General features: G+C 62.2%; 13 protein-coding genes and 1 pseudogene. 7 read left to right on the top strand and 7 right to left on the bottom strand.

The features are described from left to right. Positions 1-444 precede the first annotated feature (444 nt). Positions 445-630: a helix-turn-helix transcriptional regulator gene (locus GSQ87_RS21720; protein WP_158918667.1), complete on the top strand. Its 186-nt coding sequence runs from the start codon at positions 445-447 to the stop codon at positions 628-630. A 702-nt stretch (positions 631-1,332) separates the two neighbouring features. Here GSQ87_RS21720 and GSQ87_RS21725 read toward each other — a convergent pair. Together GSQ87_RS21725 and GSQ87_RS23220 are read right to left on the bottom strand one after the other, a co-directional pair. After that, positions 1,333-1,962, bottom strand: coding sequence for a DUF2285 domain-containing protein (locus tag GSQ87_RS21725; protein ID WP_158918669.1), 630 nt, complete (start codon positions 1,960-1,962; stop codon positions 1,333-1,335). A 22-nt stretch (positions 1,963-1,984) separates the two neighbouring features. After that, a pseudogene (locus tag GSQ87_RS23220) lies at positions 1,985-2,233 on the bottom strand (transcriptional regulator domain-containing protein); the annotation flags it as partial. A 1,057-nt stretch (positions 2,234-3,290) separates the two neighbouring features. Between GSQ87_RS23220 and GSQ87_RS21730 the strand changes: the two are divergent. From GSQ87_RS21730 to GSQ87_RS21745, 4 genes are all read left to right on the top strand, one after another. Beyond that, a complete protein-coding gene (locus tag GSQ87_RS21730; RefSeq protein WP_158918671.1) occupies positions 3,291-3,836 on the top strand; it encodes an RNA polymerase sigma factor in 546 nt (181 codons plus the stop codon). After that, complete coding sequence (locus GSQ87_RS21735; RefSeq protein WP_158918673.1) at positions 3,833-4,846, top strand: FecR domain-containing protein; 1,014 nt, start codon at positions 3,833-3,835, stop codon at positions 4,844-4,846. Before GSQ87_RS21730 ends, GSQ87_RS21735 begins: the two co-directional genes overlap by 4 nt. 180 nt (positions 4,847-5,026) lie before the next feature. Continuing rightward, on the top strand, positions 5,027-8,041 hold the full coding sequence (locus tag GSQ87_RS21740; protein WP_158918675.1) for a TonB-dependent receptor: 3,015 nt from the start codon (positions 5,027-5,029) through the stop codon (positions 8,039-8,041). A gap of 49 nt (positions 8,042-8,090) precedes the next feature. After that, positions 8,091-10,523 carry a S9 family peptidase gene (locus tag GSQ87_RS21745; protein WP_158918677.1) on the top strand — a complete coding sequence of 811 codons (2,433 nt, stop codon included), beginning with the start codon at positions 8,091-8,093 and terminating at the stop codon, positions 10,521-10,523. On the opposite strand, the gene GSQ87_RS21750 is transcribed toward GSQ87_RS21745, so the two are convergent. The 3 genes from GSQ87_RS21750 to GSQ87_RS21760 form a co-directional block, all read right to left on the bottom strand. Continuing rightward, a complete protein-coding gene (locus GSQ87_RS21750) occupies positions 10,502-12,304 on the bottom strand; it encodes an asparagine synthase C-terminal domain-containing protein (RefSeq protein WP_158918679.1) in 1,803 nt (600 codons plus the stop codon). The genes GSQ87_RS21745 and GSQ87_RS21750 overlap by 22 nt on opposite strands. A gap of 6 nt (positions 12,305-12,310) precedes the next feature. Beyond that, positions 12,311-12,976, bottom strand: coding sequence for a lasso peptide biosynthesis B2 protein (locus GSQ87_RS21755; protein WP_158918681.1), 666 nt, complete (start codon positions 12,974-12,976; stop codon positions 12,311-12,313). Between the two features lie 295 nt (positions 12,977-13,271). Continuing rightward, positions 13,272-13,916, bottom strand: a complete 645-nt coding sequence (locus GSQ87_RS21760) for a GntR family transcriptional regulator (RefSeq protein WP_158918683.1) — start codon at positions 13,914-13,916, stop codon at positions 13,272-13,274. A 363-nt stretch (positions 13,917-14,279) separates the two neighbouring features. On the opposite strand from GSQ87_RS21760, the gene GSQ87_RS21765 reads away from it, so the two are divergent. Together GSQ87_RS21765 and GSQ87_RS21770 are read left to right on the top strand one after the other, a co-directional pair. Then, positions 14,280-14,732 (top strand): XRE family transcriptional regulator, encoded by a 453-nt coding sequence (locus tag GSQ87_RS21765; RefSeq protein WP_158918685.1) that lies wholly within the window; start codon positions 14,280-14,282, stop codon positions 14,730-14,732. Positions 14,733-14,812: 80 nt separating this feature from the next. Next, positions 14,813-15,790, top strand: a complete 978-nt coding sequence (locus GSQ87_RS21770; protein ID WP_158918687.1) for a LysR family transcriptional regulator — start codon at positions 14,813-14,815, stop codon at positions 15,788-15,790. 190 nt (positions 15,791-15,980) lie between these two features. Here GSQ87_RS21770 and GSQ87_RS21775 read toward each other — a convergent pair whose 3' ends face one another. Then, the gene (locus tag GSQ87_RS21775; RefSeq protein WP_158918689.1) at positions 15,981-17,261 is read right to left on the bottom strand and encodes a type II toxin-antitoxin system HipA family toxin; all 1,281 of its coding nucleotides are present in this window, start codon (positions 17,259-17,261) and stop codon (positions 15,981-15,983) included. Then, complete coding sequence (locus tag GSQ87_RS21780) at positions 17,258-17,488, bottom strand: helix-turn-helix domain-containing protein (RefSeq protein ID WP_174241483.1); 231 nt, start codon at positions 17,486-17,488, stop codon at positions 17,258-17,260. The genes GSQ87_RS21775 and GSQ87_RS21780 overlap by 4 nt, the downstream gene beginning before the upstream one ends. Positions 17,489-17,883: the final 395 nt, after the last annotated feature.

A 17,883-nucleotide genomic window follows, 5' to 3' on the forward strand; every position in this document is an offset into this window, starting at 1 on the left:
GGCGGTAATCGGCGGCTCCATCGTAGTAGAAGAGGTGAAATATATTTGTCGTTTTCATCCACCGTGGCGCGCCATTTTCCCTAATAAATCAAGAATTTACGGGACTTCTGGCGGAGGGCCCCGACTAAAAATTTCCATTAGTCGGGGGTTTAGTCGGGGGAATTAAATTCTGGCCCCCAGAGGCGCTTTCGCGCCCGCCGAAGGCTGGCTTGCAGGGCCCCCTTTGTGGGCGGAAGCCCCCCGCTAATGACGTCGCCCACAAATGTCGCGCAAGTGGCCGTTGTTGCAGCGGCAAAGCCTCAATTCCGTCTCGCTGACGCTATCATTGCGGTAGGCTTACGCCTCAATCAAAGGTTGAGTGAAAGGGATTGAGCATGAAGCTATCGGGCCATTTTGGTCAAGGACCGGACCCGATCGACATCGAGGTGGGGCTGACGATACGAGTTGCGCCGGGCCCGCGGCTTAAACCAGGCGGCGCTGGGCGATAGGCTCCAGATCACCTTCCAGCAAATTCAAAAGTATGAGCGCGGGACCAATCGGCGCCTCGATGCTGGTGAAAACAGCGGAAGCGTTGAGTGTCCACGCCGCAGACCTGTTGCCCAAATCCGATGCGCCGAGCCTGCCAGATAAGGCCCACATGCTGACGAGTGTTCGCGGGCGTCCGAGCTGCTCGATGCCTATGCCGCCAGCAGCTCCTCGGCGCACCGGAGGGCCGTCCTTAAACTGATGCGGGCGGCAAACACGGGCGATACCGACGCATAGACGGCCGAGGGGCGCGAAAGGCGCAGATGCCGGATACCAGCCAATATAAGCTCAGCGCAGGGCAGCACCCATCGGACGAGCCCGGGTTCGCTAGCTTCGCCTCCGCGCGACGCGGGCGTTCAAGGCCTCCGCATGCAGCTTGCGATTTCTCCCGCGTGGGTGGAAATCGGCTCCTGCTGTTGGCGGGGCGCAATGCCGCTCGTGGGCAGGCTGACGGATGGGGAGCCGGAGATCCCTGCGGCTGATCGGTCGCTTTCAACTCAGTTTGGGGGGGGCGGCCCAGCGCGCCAGCGTCAGCTACTCGGCGGGAGGCCGTCCGGCTGGTTCTGGCGGATGCGGACCTCGCCGGACCTCAGGGTAAATCGGGGGCCGACGTTCTCGGCGGTGATGAACCCTCTAAACGGCGCCCTTGCGTAGATCCTCGAAACGACCGTGATGAAAGAAGAAGCGCGCTAGCCCACTCGACATCGGTGGTTTGCATATCCACCTCCTTATGGGAGCATAAAGAGAATATATGCGTCGAGGCGAGTCCGATGCCTAACTTGCGCGGCGCGGGAGGACCTCGGAGAGTTAGGCGTTCGCACCTCGCAGCAGGCGCAGATAGCCGCCGTTCGTCGTCTCGAACGCACGGACCACCAGTCGCGTCGCTCGGGCGCGGACGGGCGACATCGTCCAGATAGTGGCCGGCAGCGCCGCAGCCTCTGGATCAAGCAGGTCGACGGCGATGCGCCGGTAGCTCCACCCCGACCGCCGCGCATCCAAGGCTTTAAGCATCAAGGTCAGGCGGGTGCGTTGCTGTTGGGTGAGGCGCCAGGCGCGGGGCGGCGGCCCAGCCGGGCGGCCACATAGGCGCCGCTGCAGGCGTTGGGTCGCTTCAAGTCGAACAGGCACATCGCCGCCCATCGGAATGAGTGCCGCAAGAGCTCCTTCCTTGCGATGGACATCGACGAGACAAATGCGGTGATCGCCTTCAGGCTCGGCGAGCACAATATGTCGGCTCCCGGCGGTGGTTTGATCGAACCGGATTCCCTGTCCATGGAGACATAGTGTGTTACGTGAACAGCTGAATTCCGATGGGGCTGCGGTCAGAATCACCGTGGTAGGGATGAGTTCGGGTCTCCAGACGTTGACTGGATGGGGAGGCGGCCGATCCGGATCGACGGCGAAAGGCCAAGCCCCAATGCTGCCCGAGATGATCAACGGCCGCCTCGTCTGAGCAGCGCGTTTCGCGACGGCGCAAAGACTGGTAGGCACGCCTGTAGTCTGGATTGCGGAGCAGAAACTCCAGGGCGAAATCAGCCCGGTCCCAGCCTGCAGACGGCTCGACGAAATCAAGAAGCCCATTGTCACGCTTCCTCGCCATTTCCGATTTCCCATGCTCGCTCGCCGCAATGGCGACCGGTCGAGTATCGGGACCTAAGGGTGGCCAGATAGGCCCAAAAATCGCGCACCGTGATGCCTGCGAAGGCATGTGTCGGCGGTGATTTCCCAAAGGAGCTGACACCTCAGATGCCCAGAAATGGCATCCAGGTGCGAATGATGATGCAAGAGGCGATCAGAACGTGATGCCTGTGTAGCATCGCCTCGGCACCGGGAGCGCAATAGGCTCCGCCTCAGATCCGGCTATTGGTTGCAGATTGTCCGTAGGCGTTGGAGCGTGCTCTTCCGGAGCGCCGCGTATCTGAAGCGGTCTTATCGCGGGGACGCTGGCGGTGCTGGTGTGTTGGGTGAGCCGATTCGTGAAAAGCGGTGCTCTTTCACGAGGAATCCCAGCGCTTCACCTCAATATGAGATTTCCTCTGGAGATCTCGAGTGACTGAAGGACAGAGCGGTTGAGCTGAAGCATTTTTTCAGCATTGCCTGCATTGATCGCCTAGCCCCGATGGCTGGAGCTGTAACCGACGGGTAGCTTCCTGAAGCGCCGCACGAAGAGCGCGACGGCCATAGCGGAGCGTCGCCTCGCCCGCGCTACGGATCACAACCCGCAGCGGCCGAGAGGCTGCTCGGCGGAGCCCGGGAGCACAGCGAGCTTCGGAAGCGGCTCCGCTAACGTCGAGCTACACCACTACTGGGGACACGATCATGCCGATCGGTTGCATCGCGATCGAGCCGATCGTAAGACCGCTTCGACGGGTGTCGTTATATAGGGATGGTCTTGATGCCGGGGGACGTGCGGCTTCGCGCGTCGCGGATGCGGCCCGATCCTGAAGCAAACGAGCCTCTTTAAGCACCAGAGGATTCCAACACCCGCCCCCATCGAGTCACGCTTCGCCAAGCGTCTTGCGTGACGGTTTTAATTCATTCACGCTCAACCCTGCCGGCGCGAGAGCGCTGGTAGGGGCGTGGAATCCCCTGCCATGATGCATTGATTCATGAGCCTGGGCTGCTTTAGGCGTGTCCGTGCTCGCCAAGTCGTGCCTGCCGGGCGCGCGGATGCGCGCTGGCGTCGCCGCGCGTGGCGCAGGAATTCCAGCTGCGGTGTGTTTAATCCGCGGACGCCCCTCCTGTTGTTTTGGAGGAGCCTGCACATGAGGCGGCTGAAGGCGCAGGCGGAGGCGAAGGCGGAGGCGATCGACCCGGGCGCTGCTGGGGAAGTGAAGGTTGCCGAGCTTTATCACCGTCATGCCAAATGGCTTGGATCGGCGCTTCGCCGGCGGTTCGGGGCCGATCTTGCCGAGGATCTGGTGCAGGAGACCTACGCTCGCATCGCCCGATACCCGGCGGGGAGTGTCTTCGAACATCCTCAGGCGCTACTGCTTCGGATCGCGCAAAATCTCGCCAAGGATCAGATTCGGAGCCGCAAAGGCGCTAGGCTTGTCTCACTGTCGCCCGAGATCCAGTCGGAATGGGATAAGCCGGCCTATGCGGATCAGTTCGAGAGCGTGCTGCTCAAGCAGATCGTACTTTCGCTTCCCAAGCCGTACCGGGACGTCTTTATCATGAGCCGCTTTGTGGGATTATCCTATGAGGAGATCGCTCAGCTTTGCGGTTTGTCGATCAAGACGGTCGAGTGGCGAATGTCTAAGGCGATGTCGCTTTGTGCGAAAGGAATCCGCGGTCAAGGCGGACCATGATGGGCCGTAGCGTTGGGCAGGACGATAAGGCTCTGAAGGAGGCTGCGCAGTGGTTTGCGCGCCTGAACGCGCGATCGGTTTCCACCGCGTCCTTGCATGAATTTCGCGCCTGGCGGCGCCAGCCGGAAAATGACGCGGCCTACGGCATGGTCGAGACCGTCTGGCGGGGCGCCGACAGCCTCCAGAGCGATCCGGATATCCAGGGCGCGATCGCCGAGGCGATGGAGCGTACCGGGCGTTCGGTGAAAGGGACGAGGCGAGAAGCTTCATACGGCCGATGGGTCGGCACCGCTGTCGTCGTGCTTCTGGCGGTCGTGCTGTTTGGCGCTGGGCGGATACTCAGGCTCAGCCGGAGCTATGAAACCGCAGTGGGCGAGGATCGCCTCGTCCTGCTGGAAGATGGGTCGCGCGTCCGCCTGGACACAGATACCAGGCTTGCGGTGCGGTTCACGCCGACGGCGCGTCAGATTGAGCTGCTCAAGGGACAGGCCTTCTTCGATGTGGCTCATAATCCCGCGCGTCCTTTCACGGTTCAAGCCGGGTCGACGCGCGTGCGCGCGGTGGGCACGCGTTTCGACGTGCGACGCGATGGAGATCAGGTGCGGGTCTCGCTGATGCAGGGCGCGGTCAAGGTCGCCTCCCCAGCAACGAGTGGTCAGAGCCGGGTGTGGACGTTGGCGCCGGGCGATCGGCTGACGGCGAGTCCATCGGCTCAATCGCTTCACAAGGCGGATGTGGATGACGACACCGGCTGGATGACTGGACGTCTGATCTTTCATGACATCCCGCTCGCTTCGGCGATTGAAGAGGTCAACCGGTACAATCGCGGGAAGATCATCTTGAACGCCTCTAGGCTCGATGATGTTCGGGTGAACGGCACATTTGCGAGCGGCGATGCGACTGACTTCATTTCCGCCGTCACCGGCCTCTATGACCTTCGCTCAAGCCGTCAACCGGATGGATCGGTGGTGCTGAGCCCTGCCGGGAGCTCTTCGGTCAACGCATCGTAAAATAATTTCGTCCTCCCATTAGGGGCGCGCCCCCAATTTGGCGTCTACCCACTGACAGCTCCGAAAAGAGGGCTGGCGGATCGAGCCTGATGTTTGCAGGTCTTTGGGGGATCGCCGTTGACGAGACTGAAAATTAAACTCTGTATTTGCGTGAGCTTGGCGTCGCTGACGACTGGGTTAATGCGCGTTCCATCGGCGACGGCGGCGGCCGCCGCAGAGCGATTGGTCTTCATCAACATCGAGCCGGGGCCTTTAGACATCGCACTGCAGAGCTTCGCCGCGCAAACGCATCAACAGTTGCTGTACACGGCGGAGATCGCCTCCGGTCGCAAGGTCGCTTCGCTGAAGGGCAGTTTCGTTCCCGATAAAGCGCTGGAGCGCCTTTTGCGCGGCACCGGGATCGAGGTGCTGCGGCCTCGGCCCAATGTTCTGGTGCTGCGACCGCATGGGGCGCCGATCGCGGCGGCCTATCGCTCAGCGAGCGATCCCGAACCGATCGTCACCAACTCCGCCGAACCGGCTCCGGGCATCGCGCAGGCGGATGGTAGGTCTGCGGCCGGACAAAATGGTGCGGCGATACCGGCTAGGGTGGCGGAGGTGATCGTCACCGGCTCTCATATTCGCGGGGCGAAGGATAGCGGGTCTCCGGTGACGACGATCACGCAGGCGCAAATCCGCGAGCAGGGCGATGCGACCGTCGCCGATATGTTGGAGCGGCTCCCGCAAAGCTTTGGCGGAAGTTCCACGCCCAACACATCCTTTGTCGGATCAGATCCACTCGGCACCAACGCCGGCGAGGCTCAGGGGGTCAATTTACGGGGGCTGGGCGCGGCGGCGACGCTGGTCCTGATCGATGGGCGCAGGGTCGCGGGGAGCGGGCTACAGGGCGACTTCGCAGACGTGTCGTCGATTCCGACAGAGGCTGTCGATCATGTCGACGTCCTGCTCGACGGCGCTTCGGCGATCTACGGCTCCGACGCGGTCGGGGGCGTGGTCAACGTGGTGATGAAGACGGATTTCGATGGGGCGGAGACGCGACTGCGTTACGGCGTGGATTCGGGAGGCGTCGGAGACAGTGTGCAGGTCTCCCAGGCCTTTGGCTCTACGTGGAGCGGCGGCCATTTCCTGCTGACCTACGAATACCAGCACGACGACGCCCTGCCGGCCTCTTCCCGGTCCTATACGGCCAACACCGATCTCAGAGCGCTGGGGGGGACCAATCACGATCTGACCTACAGCGTACCAGGCAATCTGTTGGGCTTTGACCCCACCGTAGGAACCTATCTCCCGACCTACGCCATTTCACCCGGCGCGAGCGGAATGGGGCCTAGCTTTCTGCCCGGGCAATCGAACCTGTTCAACTATCGTGCGGGCTCAGATCTCACGCCGTCGCAGGATCGGCACGGACTGTTTGTGAGCGCCAGCCAGGATCTCGACAGCTCCACGACGGTGAGCATTGAAGGGCGTGCAAGCCGGCGAGAGTATGCAGGGACCTCGCCTGCCTCGTCGACCATTCTCCAGGTCACGCCCGCCAACCCGTATTATGCGACGCCCAACGCCAGTCCGTCTGAGTTGCTTGGCTACAGTTTCGCCGGCGACCTTGGGCCTCAGCGAAATTCCGGCACGGTCGACACCTTCGACGTCTCGGCGGGGTTGGATCGAGACCTTGGGCAAGGTTGGCGGCTGGAGACCTACGCCGCCTTCGCCGACCAAACCGAACACACCGCCACGTCCAACCTGCCGAACAACGCCTATCTCCAAGAGGCGTTGGGGAATACGCCGATCGCCCCGGGCGCCGGCTATAACCCGGCGGTCGACGGCTATTTCAATCCGTATGGCGGCGGCGGCGCAAATGCCAAAAGCGTGCTGGCCTATGTCGGCAGCGGCTACGACGACGCCGTCGATGTGAGCCAGGTGACGACCCTGAGCGCCCAACTCGACGGACCCGTGATCCGACTTCCCGGCGGTGAGGTGAAAGCAGCGGTGGGCGCCCAGTTTCGACACGAACGCTTCGAATCGACCCTGGTCGATTTCACCGGCGGGACAACGCCCGCTCTGAGCGGCGGTCCGCCGAGCGAACGCGATGTTTCCTCAGTGTTTGGCGAGGTGAATGTGCCGATTGTCGGCCCTGATAATGTGTTGCCTGGAATTCGCCGCCTAGTGGCGTCGCTGGCCGGCCGGATTGAACACTACGACGATTTCGGGACCACCTCGAACCCGAAGCTTGGCCTGGTTTGGCAGCCTATCGGCGACCTGAACCTGCGGACGACCTATGGGACGTCCTTCCGAGCGCCGGATCTGACCCAGCTCAGCCAGCCGCAGATCAATGTGCCGACCTTCCTGACCAATGGAAGCCAACAATCCCTGGTGCTGATCCAATACGGGGGCAATCCCGGCCTGAAGCCAGAAACGGCGACAACCTGGACAGCCGGCTTCGACTGGACGCCGAGCTTCCTCAAAGGCCTGCGCGTGAGCACGACGTGGTTCGACATCGATTTCTCCAACCAGATCGGTCAGCCGGCGCTTGAGAACATCAGCGAGGTACTGTCGAATCCGGCCTATGGGGCTTTCGTAACAACGCTTAACGGCGGAAATTCCGCCGATGTGGCCAAGGTCCAGGCCCTGTTGAACCAACCCAGCACGATCTCCGGCGCGGCTTACCCTGCTTCGGCCTATGGGGCGATCATCGACGCACGTTACACCAATTCCTCAGCGGTGCTCGTCCGCGGCCTCGACTTCGACGTGATGCAGACCTTCAGTATCGACCGCAACGTCTTTGGCCTGGCGGCTAATGCGACCTACCTTGTGGATTACCAGCGCAAGTTGACGCCGACAGCGGCGCCCCAACAGTTGGTCAGCACGGCCGGCGAGCCCGTAGATTTCAAAGGAAGGTTTACGGGGTCCTGGTCGCGAGGACCGTTCGGGGCGACCTTCGCTGTGAACTTCACCGACAGCTACCGCGATCCGGTCGCCGATCGGACGATCGGTTCGTGGACCACCTGTGATCTGCAACTGCGCTGGCGTTCGCAGGCGACCAGCGGTTCGACCAAAGGTTTGGAGCTGGCGCTCTCCGCACAGAATCTATTCGACCAGGATCCACCTTTCTACGACTCGCCGGTCGGTGTCGGCTACGACCCGGCCAACGCGACGCCTTTCGGTCGCATGGCGTCGATCTCGCTCGCCAAGCGCTGGTGAGCGCGGACCTCTAGGCCGCTTTTCCACTCGGACATCGGAGTGCTCATCAATGCGCGTTCTCACGTGTGCGGCGGTGCTTTGGCTTTTGTTGGGGCCGGCCGCCCAAGGCCGCCCCTTCACCGTTGAGGATGCGCTCCATCTGGCCTCCCTGGGGAAGGTGGTCGTCGCCCCTGGGGGTCGATGGGTGATTATCGAGAAGCGAAGGCCCTATGATCAAGCGCCGAGGTTCGACAACGACACCAGCGCCGACATCGTCCTGGATCAATTGTGGGCGGCGGATCTCGTTAAGGGCGGACCGGCTGCGCCGCTGTTCCCGCAAGCGAAAGGGGTGGGCTATCTGGCTGGCCCGATCTCGCCCTCGGGAAGCAAGATGCTTGTCTACCGGGTACGGGGGTACAGGTTCGACGCCGGTGTCGCCGAATTCGCTAAGCGCACGATCCGTTGGCTCGGTGTGACGCCTGAGCTTGCGGGCTGGGGGAGAAGCGCTGTTTGGCGCGGGGACGATCAGATCGTCCTGATTGAAAACCCGAGGAACATGGCGCCCTACATGGTGCGGACTAACTCCGCGAACATGCAGGCTCTGCCAAGGTTGTGGCGACCAACCATCCAGGGAACCGGCGCCTCGATCCGAGTGCTCGGAAGCGGGGCCTATCTCCAGGATCACCCTCGGGCTGCGTTGCGCAGGCTTCTTCTCGTCGATCCAAGGACGGGTGGCCGACGTGAACTGGCGCGCGGCGATTTCGTCGATCTGGAGCTGGCGACCAGCGGCCGGTACGTCGCGGTGTTGAGCGAGGGCGAGACCATGCCTGACCGACCCGACCGGCCGCTTCGCCAGGCCGACGCTACGCGGCGGACCGATCTTGCGTTGGTGGATCTTGAGACCGGCGTCGTGCGGCGCCCCTGCCCAGAGCTTGATTTGGCGAGGAGCCTTCTGACTTGGTCGCCGTCTCGCGACGCCCTGCTGGTGTTCGGCCGCAAGCCTGGCGAGGATTGGGAGCAGGGCGGGCTTCTGCAGGTCGAGGGCGGCGGCGGACCCGTCAAGGTGTTCACCGGCGCGGGTGTTCGACCACTGCTGGATTTCACGCCCTATGTTCATCTCCTCCATGTCCATGCCGATTGGCTCGGCGACGCCCCCGCCGTCTATGGGACGCTCAAGGCGATCCCTGCCGTGCGACCGGAATGGTATCGACTGACGCCGAGCCGTGCGGAGACGCTGTCTCGTGATCTTCGCGCGCCGCCGCCCGATCTCGCTGCTGTGAGCGCCGCAGGCGATGTCTTGCTAGCTGAGGACAGCGCATGGCGCCTCGGCTTGGACGGACGGCTGATCAAGCTGGCCGCGCTTCCCAAAGCCCAGGTCCGGCGTGCGGCTGAGCTGTCGGCGGGCCCGCGTATCTCGCTGGCGGCGCCGCGGGATGACTGTCTCGAGATACAGCGGACGGTCGACGCGCACCTCCAGTTTGACCGGGTTTGCATTTCCGGCAAGGCTACAGCGGAGGGCGCGCTCCCGATCAGCGTCCAACCCATCGGTCCAGGTGGGGGCGGGGCCTATGTTGGAATCCGCCGCGACGCCCAGGGCGCGCAGGTGGTCTTCCTTGGCGGCGGCAAAGACGGTGACCGTCGGATACTTGGCGTAAACGCCCAGCTGGCCTCAGTGGATTTCGCCGATCTGGTGCGCATCCATCACCTCGGACCTAAGGGCGAGGCGCTCACAAGCTGGCTCTATCTTCCTCGCGATAGGAAACCCGGCGTTAAGCTGCCCGTGGTCGTGATCCCGTATCCTGGAGTGGCCCAGGACGCGGAGCCCTATGAAGGCCAAGCTGGCGTCGCCTTCATGGGCGTCAATCCACAATTGGTGGTCGGCCAAGGCTACGCCGCCCTGATTCCAAGCTTACCGAGATCGGGCGAGGAGCCGGCGGCGGGTCTGGCCGACCAGATTCTGCAGGTGGTGGACGCTGCTGGCGAACAGGCGCCAGTGGACATCCAGCGGTTGGCGATCTGGGGGCACAGTTTCGGCGGGTATGCGGTGCTGGTCGTGGCGACCCAAACGAACCGGTTTAAAGCCGCAATCGCCGAGGCGGCCCCGACCGATCTTGCCGGCGGATATGGCGCGATAGACCCTCCCTATCGAACCGATCCAGAACTCACCACCTATCGATTGCAGGCCAACATGGGCTGGAGCGAAACCGGCCAGGGTGGCTTGGGCGCGGTGCTCTGGGACGCGCCGGAGCGATACCTTCGCAATAGTCCGCTGTTCGCTGCGAATCGGATCGTTACGCCGGTCATGCTGATCCAGGGCGATCAGGACATCATAGATGTCGGGGAGGGGGAAAAGATGTTCAACGCTCTGTATCGACAGAACAAGGACGCTGTCCTGTTGACCTATTGGGGAGAAAATCACACCGTGAGCAGTCCACCGAATGTGCGCGACAAATATCGCCGCGCATTCGCGTTTTTGAGGGATCAGCTGGGGCCGGCCTCATAAGCGGCGGGCGCAAGATAAGCGGACCAGCGGCGCGCCCAGGCTTCGAGACAGATGGTCATGCCGAGGTCGGCGAAACCGCCGTGCCAGGCGAGATGCTCTTCGCTGAGCGTCGCCTCCAGAAGCGGCCGGTCGAGTAAGCCATTGGCGGCCAGAACACCGTCGAGCAGGTACGGCCGCAGCCAGCCGACGGCGTTCGCCATCGCGCGTCCATAATAGGCGTTGGTTTCGCCTTTCGAGCGCCGGTTGAGAATCAATTCCGGGATTCGGTCAGCGAAGGCGAGACGCGCCAGTGCGCGGTCCCGGCCACCTTGGACCAGGATGTCGACCGGGATCGACAGGCAGGCTTCCATCACCGGCTGCGAAAGCAGGGGATGGATGAGTTCGGCGATCTCAGCTCGCCTGGCGTGACCCGAAAGGGTCAAGCCATCCGCCAGGTTGCGGATATGCACGCGTTTGGCGGGCGGAAGCGAGCTGAGATCGGCTAGCCAAGGATGACGGCCGACCGTGCTTGTGCGGCGACGTAGGCGCCGTGACAGGTATGGGGGAGGCGGTGCAGCTGGCGACGGCCCGTAGCCGGCCAGTGCGACGAGGGCGGTTCGCAGAACGCCCCAGGTCGAACGCCGGGTCCAGCGCGCGACGTCGACCAGATGGGGCGAATGCAATGCCGGGAGACCGAGCCGCTGGAGATGGTCTGCGAACGGCAGGCTGCTGGGCGGTTGGTAGAATACAGCGTCGCCGCCCTGGCCCGTCATGATGCGCGCCGCCCCTGTGCGACGGCATTCGTTGGCGAGAGTGATATCGTAATGGGTGTCGAACGCGACGAAGCTTGGACGAACCTCGCCCGCGGTCGCCTCCAGTTCGGCGGGGTTTAGATCTAGAGCCGGCTTGAGATAGGTCGTCAGTCCGACGCCAAGGTGGCCGGCCACGGTTTGAGCGTAGGCCCTCTCGTCGCCGCCCGGCTGGTCCACCGCGAAGTTGATCCAGGCCGTGACCTCAGCATCGGCCGCCTTCTTCAGCGTTGACGAGACGATCGCAGAGTCTAGCCCTCCGGATATTTCAACGACAGTTGGTCCGGGGCTCTTCCCGTGGGCGGCGACGCTTTGCTCGACCGAGGCCTTGAGCGTGTCGAGCGCCTGCTCAGGATCGGTGACGCGACGTCTGGCGAACGTGGCGGGTCGCCAAAGTTGGATTTCGGCGTCTGGCCGATCGGCATGGCAGAGCGCTCCTGGGGTCAAAAGGTGGACGTCGGTAAGTGGCGAGGTGGCCGTCGACACCAACGGCTCGCGGAGAATGGCGCCTACGAGAGTCCAATCGACTGCCAACGCGGTCGGACGAAAGCGGAGCAAAGGCCTGGTGTCCGAACTGGCGAGGGTGAGCCAGCCAAAGCGCCATATCAAGCACTCCACCCCGCCGGATGGATCGCGAAAGACCGAGAATGAGCCTGTGGAATCATCCGGCAGGAGAGCGACGTAGCGGCCCCAGTAGCGTTGGAGGAGCTGACCGGCGATACTGAGAGGCGTTGGTTGGCAAATGTCATCGAGCCGGACCGGCGCGGGGCGTGACGATCCGGCTTCGAACAGGCCGCCGATCACAACACCGGACCCCTGCGCCGTAGATCGCAATGGGGCCCGACGGGTGGCTGGACATGCGATCCATGACCCGCTCGTCTCGAACGCAACGCTCCAATCCAGATCATCGCGCAATTGCGCTCGCAGCCTGTTCTGCTGTTCATCGGCGCGCTCCTCGCCTGAGGTCCAGAGGGCTGCGAGAAATTGGGTCATGGGCGTTCAGGCGACCAGGATCGGGTAGAAGCTCACGAGGCCCTCGGCGTGGTCGTTGAGGACAACGTCGCCGACCTGCAGCCAGCAGTGGGCGAGAAAGGGCCAGGTACGCACCCCAAACACCCACATGGCGTCGTGGCCTTGTCGGCGCAGATAGAGCAGCAGCATCAGGCTTCGAAAGAGGCATGCGCCTTGGAACGGTATCCAGGGGTAGATTTGCAGAAACATTGCGACGCTATCGATGAGGGCGCTCGAGGGCGGCTCGGACGCTAACCGGTCAAGCGGTTGTAGGTGCTCGGCGGCGACTTCAAGCAGATGTTGAAAGTTTCGTCCGGGGAAGTGACGGCACATGCTCAACCCGGCGAGAGCAAGGTCGGCCCGCTCGGTTCGCGTCGGCGGCCGATGTTCTGTCCTTGGCAGATTCCGGTTGGCGTTTTCTACCCGTCGGGCCTTAGTCCTCACCTGCCAAGGCGCCGTTGCGAAAATCCCGGCCTCGATCAGCGTGCCTGCGAGCTCGGAATCCGTGACCTGCCAAACGAGGTTTGAGCTCCCTGCCGAAAGCGCAGTCCCTGCTCCAGGCAACATGTGGAAAGTGAAGTCGCGCCGGTCGAGGAAAACAACATCTCCGTCGACGTCGGTGGCGGCGTAGCGGTCGGAAAGTTGCAATTCCATGCGGGCTCGCGGTCATGGTCTGTGGGAGCGATGGAAAATGCTGGCGTCGGTCCGAGGGCCGACGCCAGCGTCGAGGCGTCAGCCCATCGGGATGGGTTGCTTGGTGAGCGCGGTCTCGACGAAGTCGCCGCTGACGCCTTGGATTAGGCGCTTAGCAGAGCCGAGCCGCATCAACTTGAATTTCGAAGACTTGATCATGGTGGTCTCCCGTCTGTGTAACCGCGTATTGCGGTCGGGATATTGCGCGCCATGGTCGAATATATAGCAAACTATATTCTGAATATATTTCGCCTATCTAACGGAGTGTGCCAACAATTCGAGATGCGATTTTTAGTCGGCGAGCGTGGTAGGCACGTATCTCGGTCTCGAGATCATCGATTGTGCTCTGGTCCAGGAGCTCCGCCAAGCGCTCTAATTCAGTTTTCAAGTCAGGGATGACCCGCGCCTCGGCCCGGCGTGCGAAGGCGAGGCGGTCCGCCAGGACACGGTGGGCGCTCGCGAGAACTTCGTTTCCGGCGCCGGCGACGATCTCCGCGTAAAAGGACTCGACATAATCGCGCAGAGCCGCGTCGCGATCCTTTGTGCTGGCGAGCATCGCCTTGAGTGCTGTTTTCCCCCAGATGTTTGAGGCGCGATTGGCGGCGGTATCGTCTCTCCGCAAGCGGAACGCGCATTCGACGTAGGTCAGATGCAGTTGGTAGAGGTCGACAAGTTCATGGATGTCCTGGCGCGGTGCGAAGTATCCACGGCCGCGACGGTCGATGATCAGGCCTTCTCCCGCGAGCCGGGAAAGGGCTTCGCGCACGGGGGTCGGACTCAACTTAAGCTTCCGGGACAGGTCTACGACGATAAGCGGATCGCCTCTGGCGTGCACGCCGTTTCGCAGGCCGTCGCGAAGGGATTCGAGCGCGATGCCGAATGGATTGAGAGCCCTCACCATCAGTTCCCTCCGTCCGGAAAATTGAGTCAGGTGACTATGATTATGGTCCCTTGATCAGCCTCTATCCACGCTGCCGAGGTCGTTGGCAAGAACGTCTCGGTCCCAAAAAAGTTGTCGTTGGATCAATGACATAGCTAACCGCAAAGACTTGGCGCGCTGAGTGCAAGAAACTTGCGCAAGGGCTCATCTCGTGCCTTCGAAGATGATCCGTATGCAGCTTTCGTTTGCAACGGTTGTTGCGATTGGCGTCCCGTAGCTTCGACCCATTGATTGCACGGAGGCTACAAGTCAAGGTTGTCTGGTGAGAGTAGGCTTAGCCGGTTTGTAGCCATGAGTGCCCAGGGGGAAGAGAGCGCGGCGCGTATGCGCAACCTGGCTCTGGCCCTACGCGCGGTGAGGCGCTATCGCCAACAGAACGCAAAGACCGTAGCCAGCGCCATGGGCATGCCGCTTCGGTCCTACCAGCACTTTGAAGCTGGGCGGGGCAGATTAAATATTGACTCGATATTTCGTTTCGCTGAAGCCACCGATAGTGACCCGCTTGCCCTGCTGGCCGCGGCGATTATTGGTGCGCCTCAATTCGCTGTACACTGTGCCGATAATAAGCTCGCGACAATATTGCGTTTCGCCTTAGAGGATTTCGAGGCGCGGGCCGGATCGACGATATCCGCCCTCAAGGCGGTCGATTTATTCAATACCTTTGGTGTGCTTTTCGACGACTTGGCCACCCAGGCGGAGAGGGAGAGTCGTGGGTTGGATGAATTGCTAGCCGAGTATAACCGGAAGAAGAGGGATTCTTCTATCGACGGCAGCTGAATCGGATTCGGCGAGGGGAGGGCGCGCCGTGCCTGGTTGAAAACCTGTGTTGGGAACAACATCAACTCCGGAGACGCCCAGTGCTGAGCCAAAGCGACAGGGACGCCATTGAGATTCGCTACTTGAGATACGCCATTGCTTCGGCGGAGCATCGTAGCTTCCGTCGCGCGGCGCAGGCGCTGTGTGTCAAGCAGTCGACCTTGAGCCGGCGGATCCGGGACATGGAACTCAAGCTGGGGGTGAAGCTTTTTGCGCGGTCTCGCGCGGGCGTTAGCCCTACTGAGCTCGCGGGTCCCTTCCTAAGGACGGCTACGGCGCTTGTTGAGACCGCCGAGTCGATGACCGAAACGCTCAAGGCGGCAGGACGGGGTGAACGTGGACGACTGACGTTGGGTGTTCGAGTGGCCCCGTCTCTGGGTGCAATGCGACACCTGCTGTTGACCTATGGCGCGTTGTTTCCAGATGTCGAGCTTCGTATCGTCCAGGCAACGCAGGACCGCCTGCAATGGGGCTTGCAGATGGGCGTAATTGATCTGGCGATCGCGCCGGGCGAGCGGCCGGTCCGTTCAAGGTCGTGTTTAGCGCTATGGAGCGAACGCATCCTTGCGGCCTTGCCCGAAGCTCATGCGCTTGCAGGATCCGAAAACGTGTCTTGGAGTGATTTAGGCGGCGAAACGATCCTTGTCGCCGAACAGGAGGACGGCGCTTGTGGAGCCTTGTCTATGGCGCTCTGCAAGTTAAGGATAAACAGGGCCACGCAATTGCGCCATCACCGTGTGCCGGGAGACTATGTTTTATCCCTGGTTGGGTGCGGCCTTGGCATCGCCTTGGTGCTCGAGGGTGGCGCGGGCATTACGTGTCGCGGGGTAGTCTATCGCGAGGTTTGCGACACGCAGGGATCGATCCGTTTCGGGTATGTGGCGTCTTGGCAGGCCGAAAATCCAAACCCGGCCCTCAAGCAGTTCGTGAAGTTGCTCCGCGATCACTATCCGACGCTCGATGATATCCCTCCTTACCAAACGGGCGAGGAGGGCAGTCGTGACAGCGCGGGGGGATGAAGGATGGGGCACGAAGTTGTCTCTCCAGGCCTGGCCACGGGGAGGTCTCTGCGCCCCCTTCAGCCAGGGTTCGGCGACTGCTTCGCTGCGGCCGTTTGTGGCGTTGAGGGGTGCGTCCGGGCTAAAAATCATCGAAATACCCGATAGGTTGATCGGCTCCGAAGCCGGTCGCGCAGGGTTCAAGCTAAGGTCAAACTCGGACGCTTCCCGGCTTCGCCGAACCAAGCGCAATGAGTTTCTGAGCACGCTGGCGAACAATCTCAGCAAACCGATTTAGCTCTGGACCGTCAAAACCTGCGGCGGCGATCTCTCCCGCCACTTCATCGATCCGAGCCAAGATCCTTTCCGCCAGCGCAAGCGCGCGGCGGCGCACAAAGGCCGCGCCCATGCCAATTTCACGCGCGAAGTCTTCCCAAGTGCTCGGCGTGAATTCATCCAAGGCAGCGCGTTTGCCGATCTTCATCGCGAGCTTTGCGTGAACACCTGGATAGGCCGCCGTGCACAATAGATCGTAGAGCGGCGCGAACCCGAGCCTTTCGGCACGGTATAGCAGGCTGTAGTTCTTGCCGTGTGCGTCGGCATTGCCGACAGCGACGTTGAAGATTGCGGCATCCAGCAACTGGAGGACCGCTGGCGCGGGCTGGGCGCAAGCTGCTCGGATCAGATCGAAGCAGGGTGGAAACGTCGGACCGCCCTCGGACGCATACTTCCGTTCAGGCGCAATGCCGAGCGCTTGGCAGAAGTCCTCCTGGTGCAGCCGGCGGATCGCGCCGTCCGCCTCGACGGTACGGTCATATCGCTCGATCAAGAGGTAGGGGCGATCTGCGGTTCGGCGTGGTTCGACCGCTGCGGTTGGTAATCCTATCGCGGCCGCCAGCCGCATGGCCAGCGCCTCGTTCTCTGTTGTCGCCGACAAGCTTGTAATAGGCGGCTTGAGGATATGAGTGCTCGGTTGGCCTGGCGCCGGGAGCGCGATACGGCCATTGATCAGCACCACGGGCAGCTTCTGCTGTGCGCCGGCCAGCGATAGCCGGACGCCCTCGTCGCCGGCTAAGAACGGCCGCGTCGGCAGGGTATCGAGGATAGCCAGAAGACGCTCGTCATCAAGCGGCTCTGATGCCGACACCGTCTGGGGAGGCGGAGGAGACTCCCCCTCCGGCCACAGCGTCAAAGCGCCCGCCACATCCCCTCCAAGCCGTTCAAGCAGACGGAAGTCGTTCGACTTCGACACGCCCAAGGCCCGGGCCACGGCGTCGCGTTGGCCTTCGTCCGGAAGCAGACCTGCGAAGAAGGGACGGGTCTCGCGACGGTTGAAGGTGTTCGCTCGCTTTGGAAGCGATATCGATATTGCGAATTTCTGGGGATCGGTGAGCCAGTCCGCGGCGTAGGTAAAGGCTAAGTCGCCGTGCTCATCGATTTGAAGGGCGCCGACAAGAGCGCGCTCCCACCATACCGAGAGCGACTTGATCATGTCGGCTTTCGTGTCGAGGAAGGATGGCGCGCTACGAGTTGGACGTCCAGGCCTACGGCGCCGAGCACCAAAAGCGTGCGACCTAGCTGAACGGTCGCCTTGCCTCGCTCAAGTTCGACAAGGAAGCGCAAGCCGACCCCTGACGCTGCCGCGAGTTCGTCCTGCCGCAGGCCCATCGCCTTGCGCGCCTGCCGGATGGCTTCGCCGATACTGGATGGGCTTATCATAACGGTTATCCCGATCAGGAAACTTATGGCAGAGGCGCCGCCGTGGCGTCAAGAATTTCCCGATCGGGTTAAATGAGCGTCCGCGGGGCGAGCCTCACCAAAAATATCCCGAACGGGATATCTGCCCGGCTGGCCTGTTGAAAGCCCGAAACGAGACAGGCCGGCGGCGATTGTAGCGAAGCGCTGCTGGTTCAGTATCGATCGAATCCGCAGATTGGCCGCCTATGATGACCTACCGACATCGGTCTTAAATGCCCAGGAGCGCTGCAGTCGATCATCGACGGTAGGTGGTGGTGGACCACGAGCGGTTGACCGACGGGTTGGAGTTCTGGGAGGGGGCCGAGCAGCAGCTGCTCAGCGAGCTGTCGGCGGGGGTTCGCCTGCGCACGCCGGTG

The organism is Caulobacter sp. S45, assembly GCF_009765965.1.
In the GTDB taxonomy this organism is placed as follows: domain Bacteria; phylum Pseudomonadota; class Alphaproteobacteria; order Caulobacterales; family Caulobacteraceae; genus CAHJWH01.

Excerpts from the sequence above, each read along its gene's own strand:
- GSQ87_RS21730 (WP_158918671.1), top strand. The coding sequence starts at position 3,291 with ATGAGGCGGCTGAAGGCGCAGGCGGAGGCGAAGGCGGAGGCGATCGAC.
- GSQ87_RS21735 (WP_158918673.1), top strand. The coding sequence starts at position 3,833 with ATGATGGGCCGTAGCGTTGGGCAGGACGATAAGGCTCTGAAGGAGGCT.
- GSQ87_RS21740 (WP_158918675.1), top strand. The coding sequence starts at position 5,027 with ATGCGCGTTCCATCGGCGACGGCGGCGGCCGCCGCAGAGCGATTGGTC.
- GSQ87_RS21745 (WP_158918677.1), top strand. The coding sequence starts at position 8,091 with ATGCGCGTTCTCACGTGTGCGGCGGTGCTTTGGCTTTTGTTGGGGCCG.
- GSQ87_RS21750 (WP_158918679.1), bottom strand. The coding sequence starts at position 12,304 with ATGACCCAATTTCTCGCAGCCCTCTGGACCTCAGGCGAGGAGCGCGCC.
- GSQ87_RS21755 (WP_158918681.1), bottom strand. The coding sequence starts at position 12,976 with ATGGAATTGCAACTTTCCGACCGCTACGCCGCCACCGACGTCGACGGA.
- GSQ87_RS21760 (WP_158918683.1), bottom strand. The coding sequence starts at position 13,916 with ATGGTGAGGGCTCTCAATCCATTCGGCATCGCGCTCGAATCCCTTCGC.
- GSQ87_RS21765 (WP_158918685.1), top strand. The coding sequence starts at position 14,280 with ATGCGCAACCTGGCTCTGGCCCTACGCGCGGTGAGGCGCTATCGCCAA.
- GSQ87_RS21775 (WP_158918689.1), bottom strand. The coding sequence starts at position 17,261 with ATGATCAAGTCGCTCTCGGTATGGTGGGAGCGCGCTCTTGTCGGCGCC.
- GSQ87_RS21780 (WP_174241483.1), bottom strand. The coding sequence starts at position 17,488 with ATGATAAGCCCATCCAGTATCGGCGAAGCCATCCGGCAGGCGCGCAAG.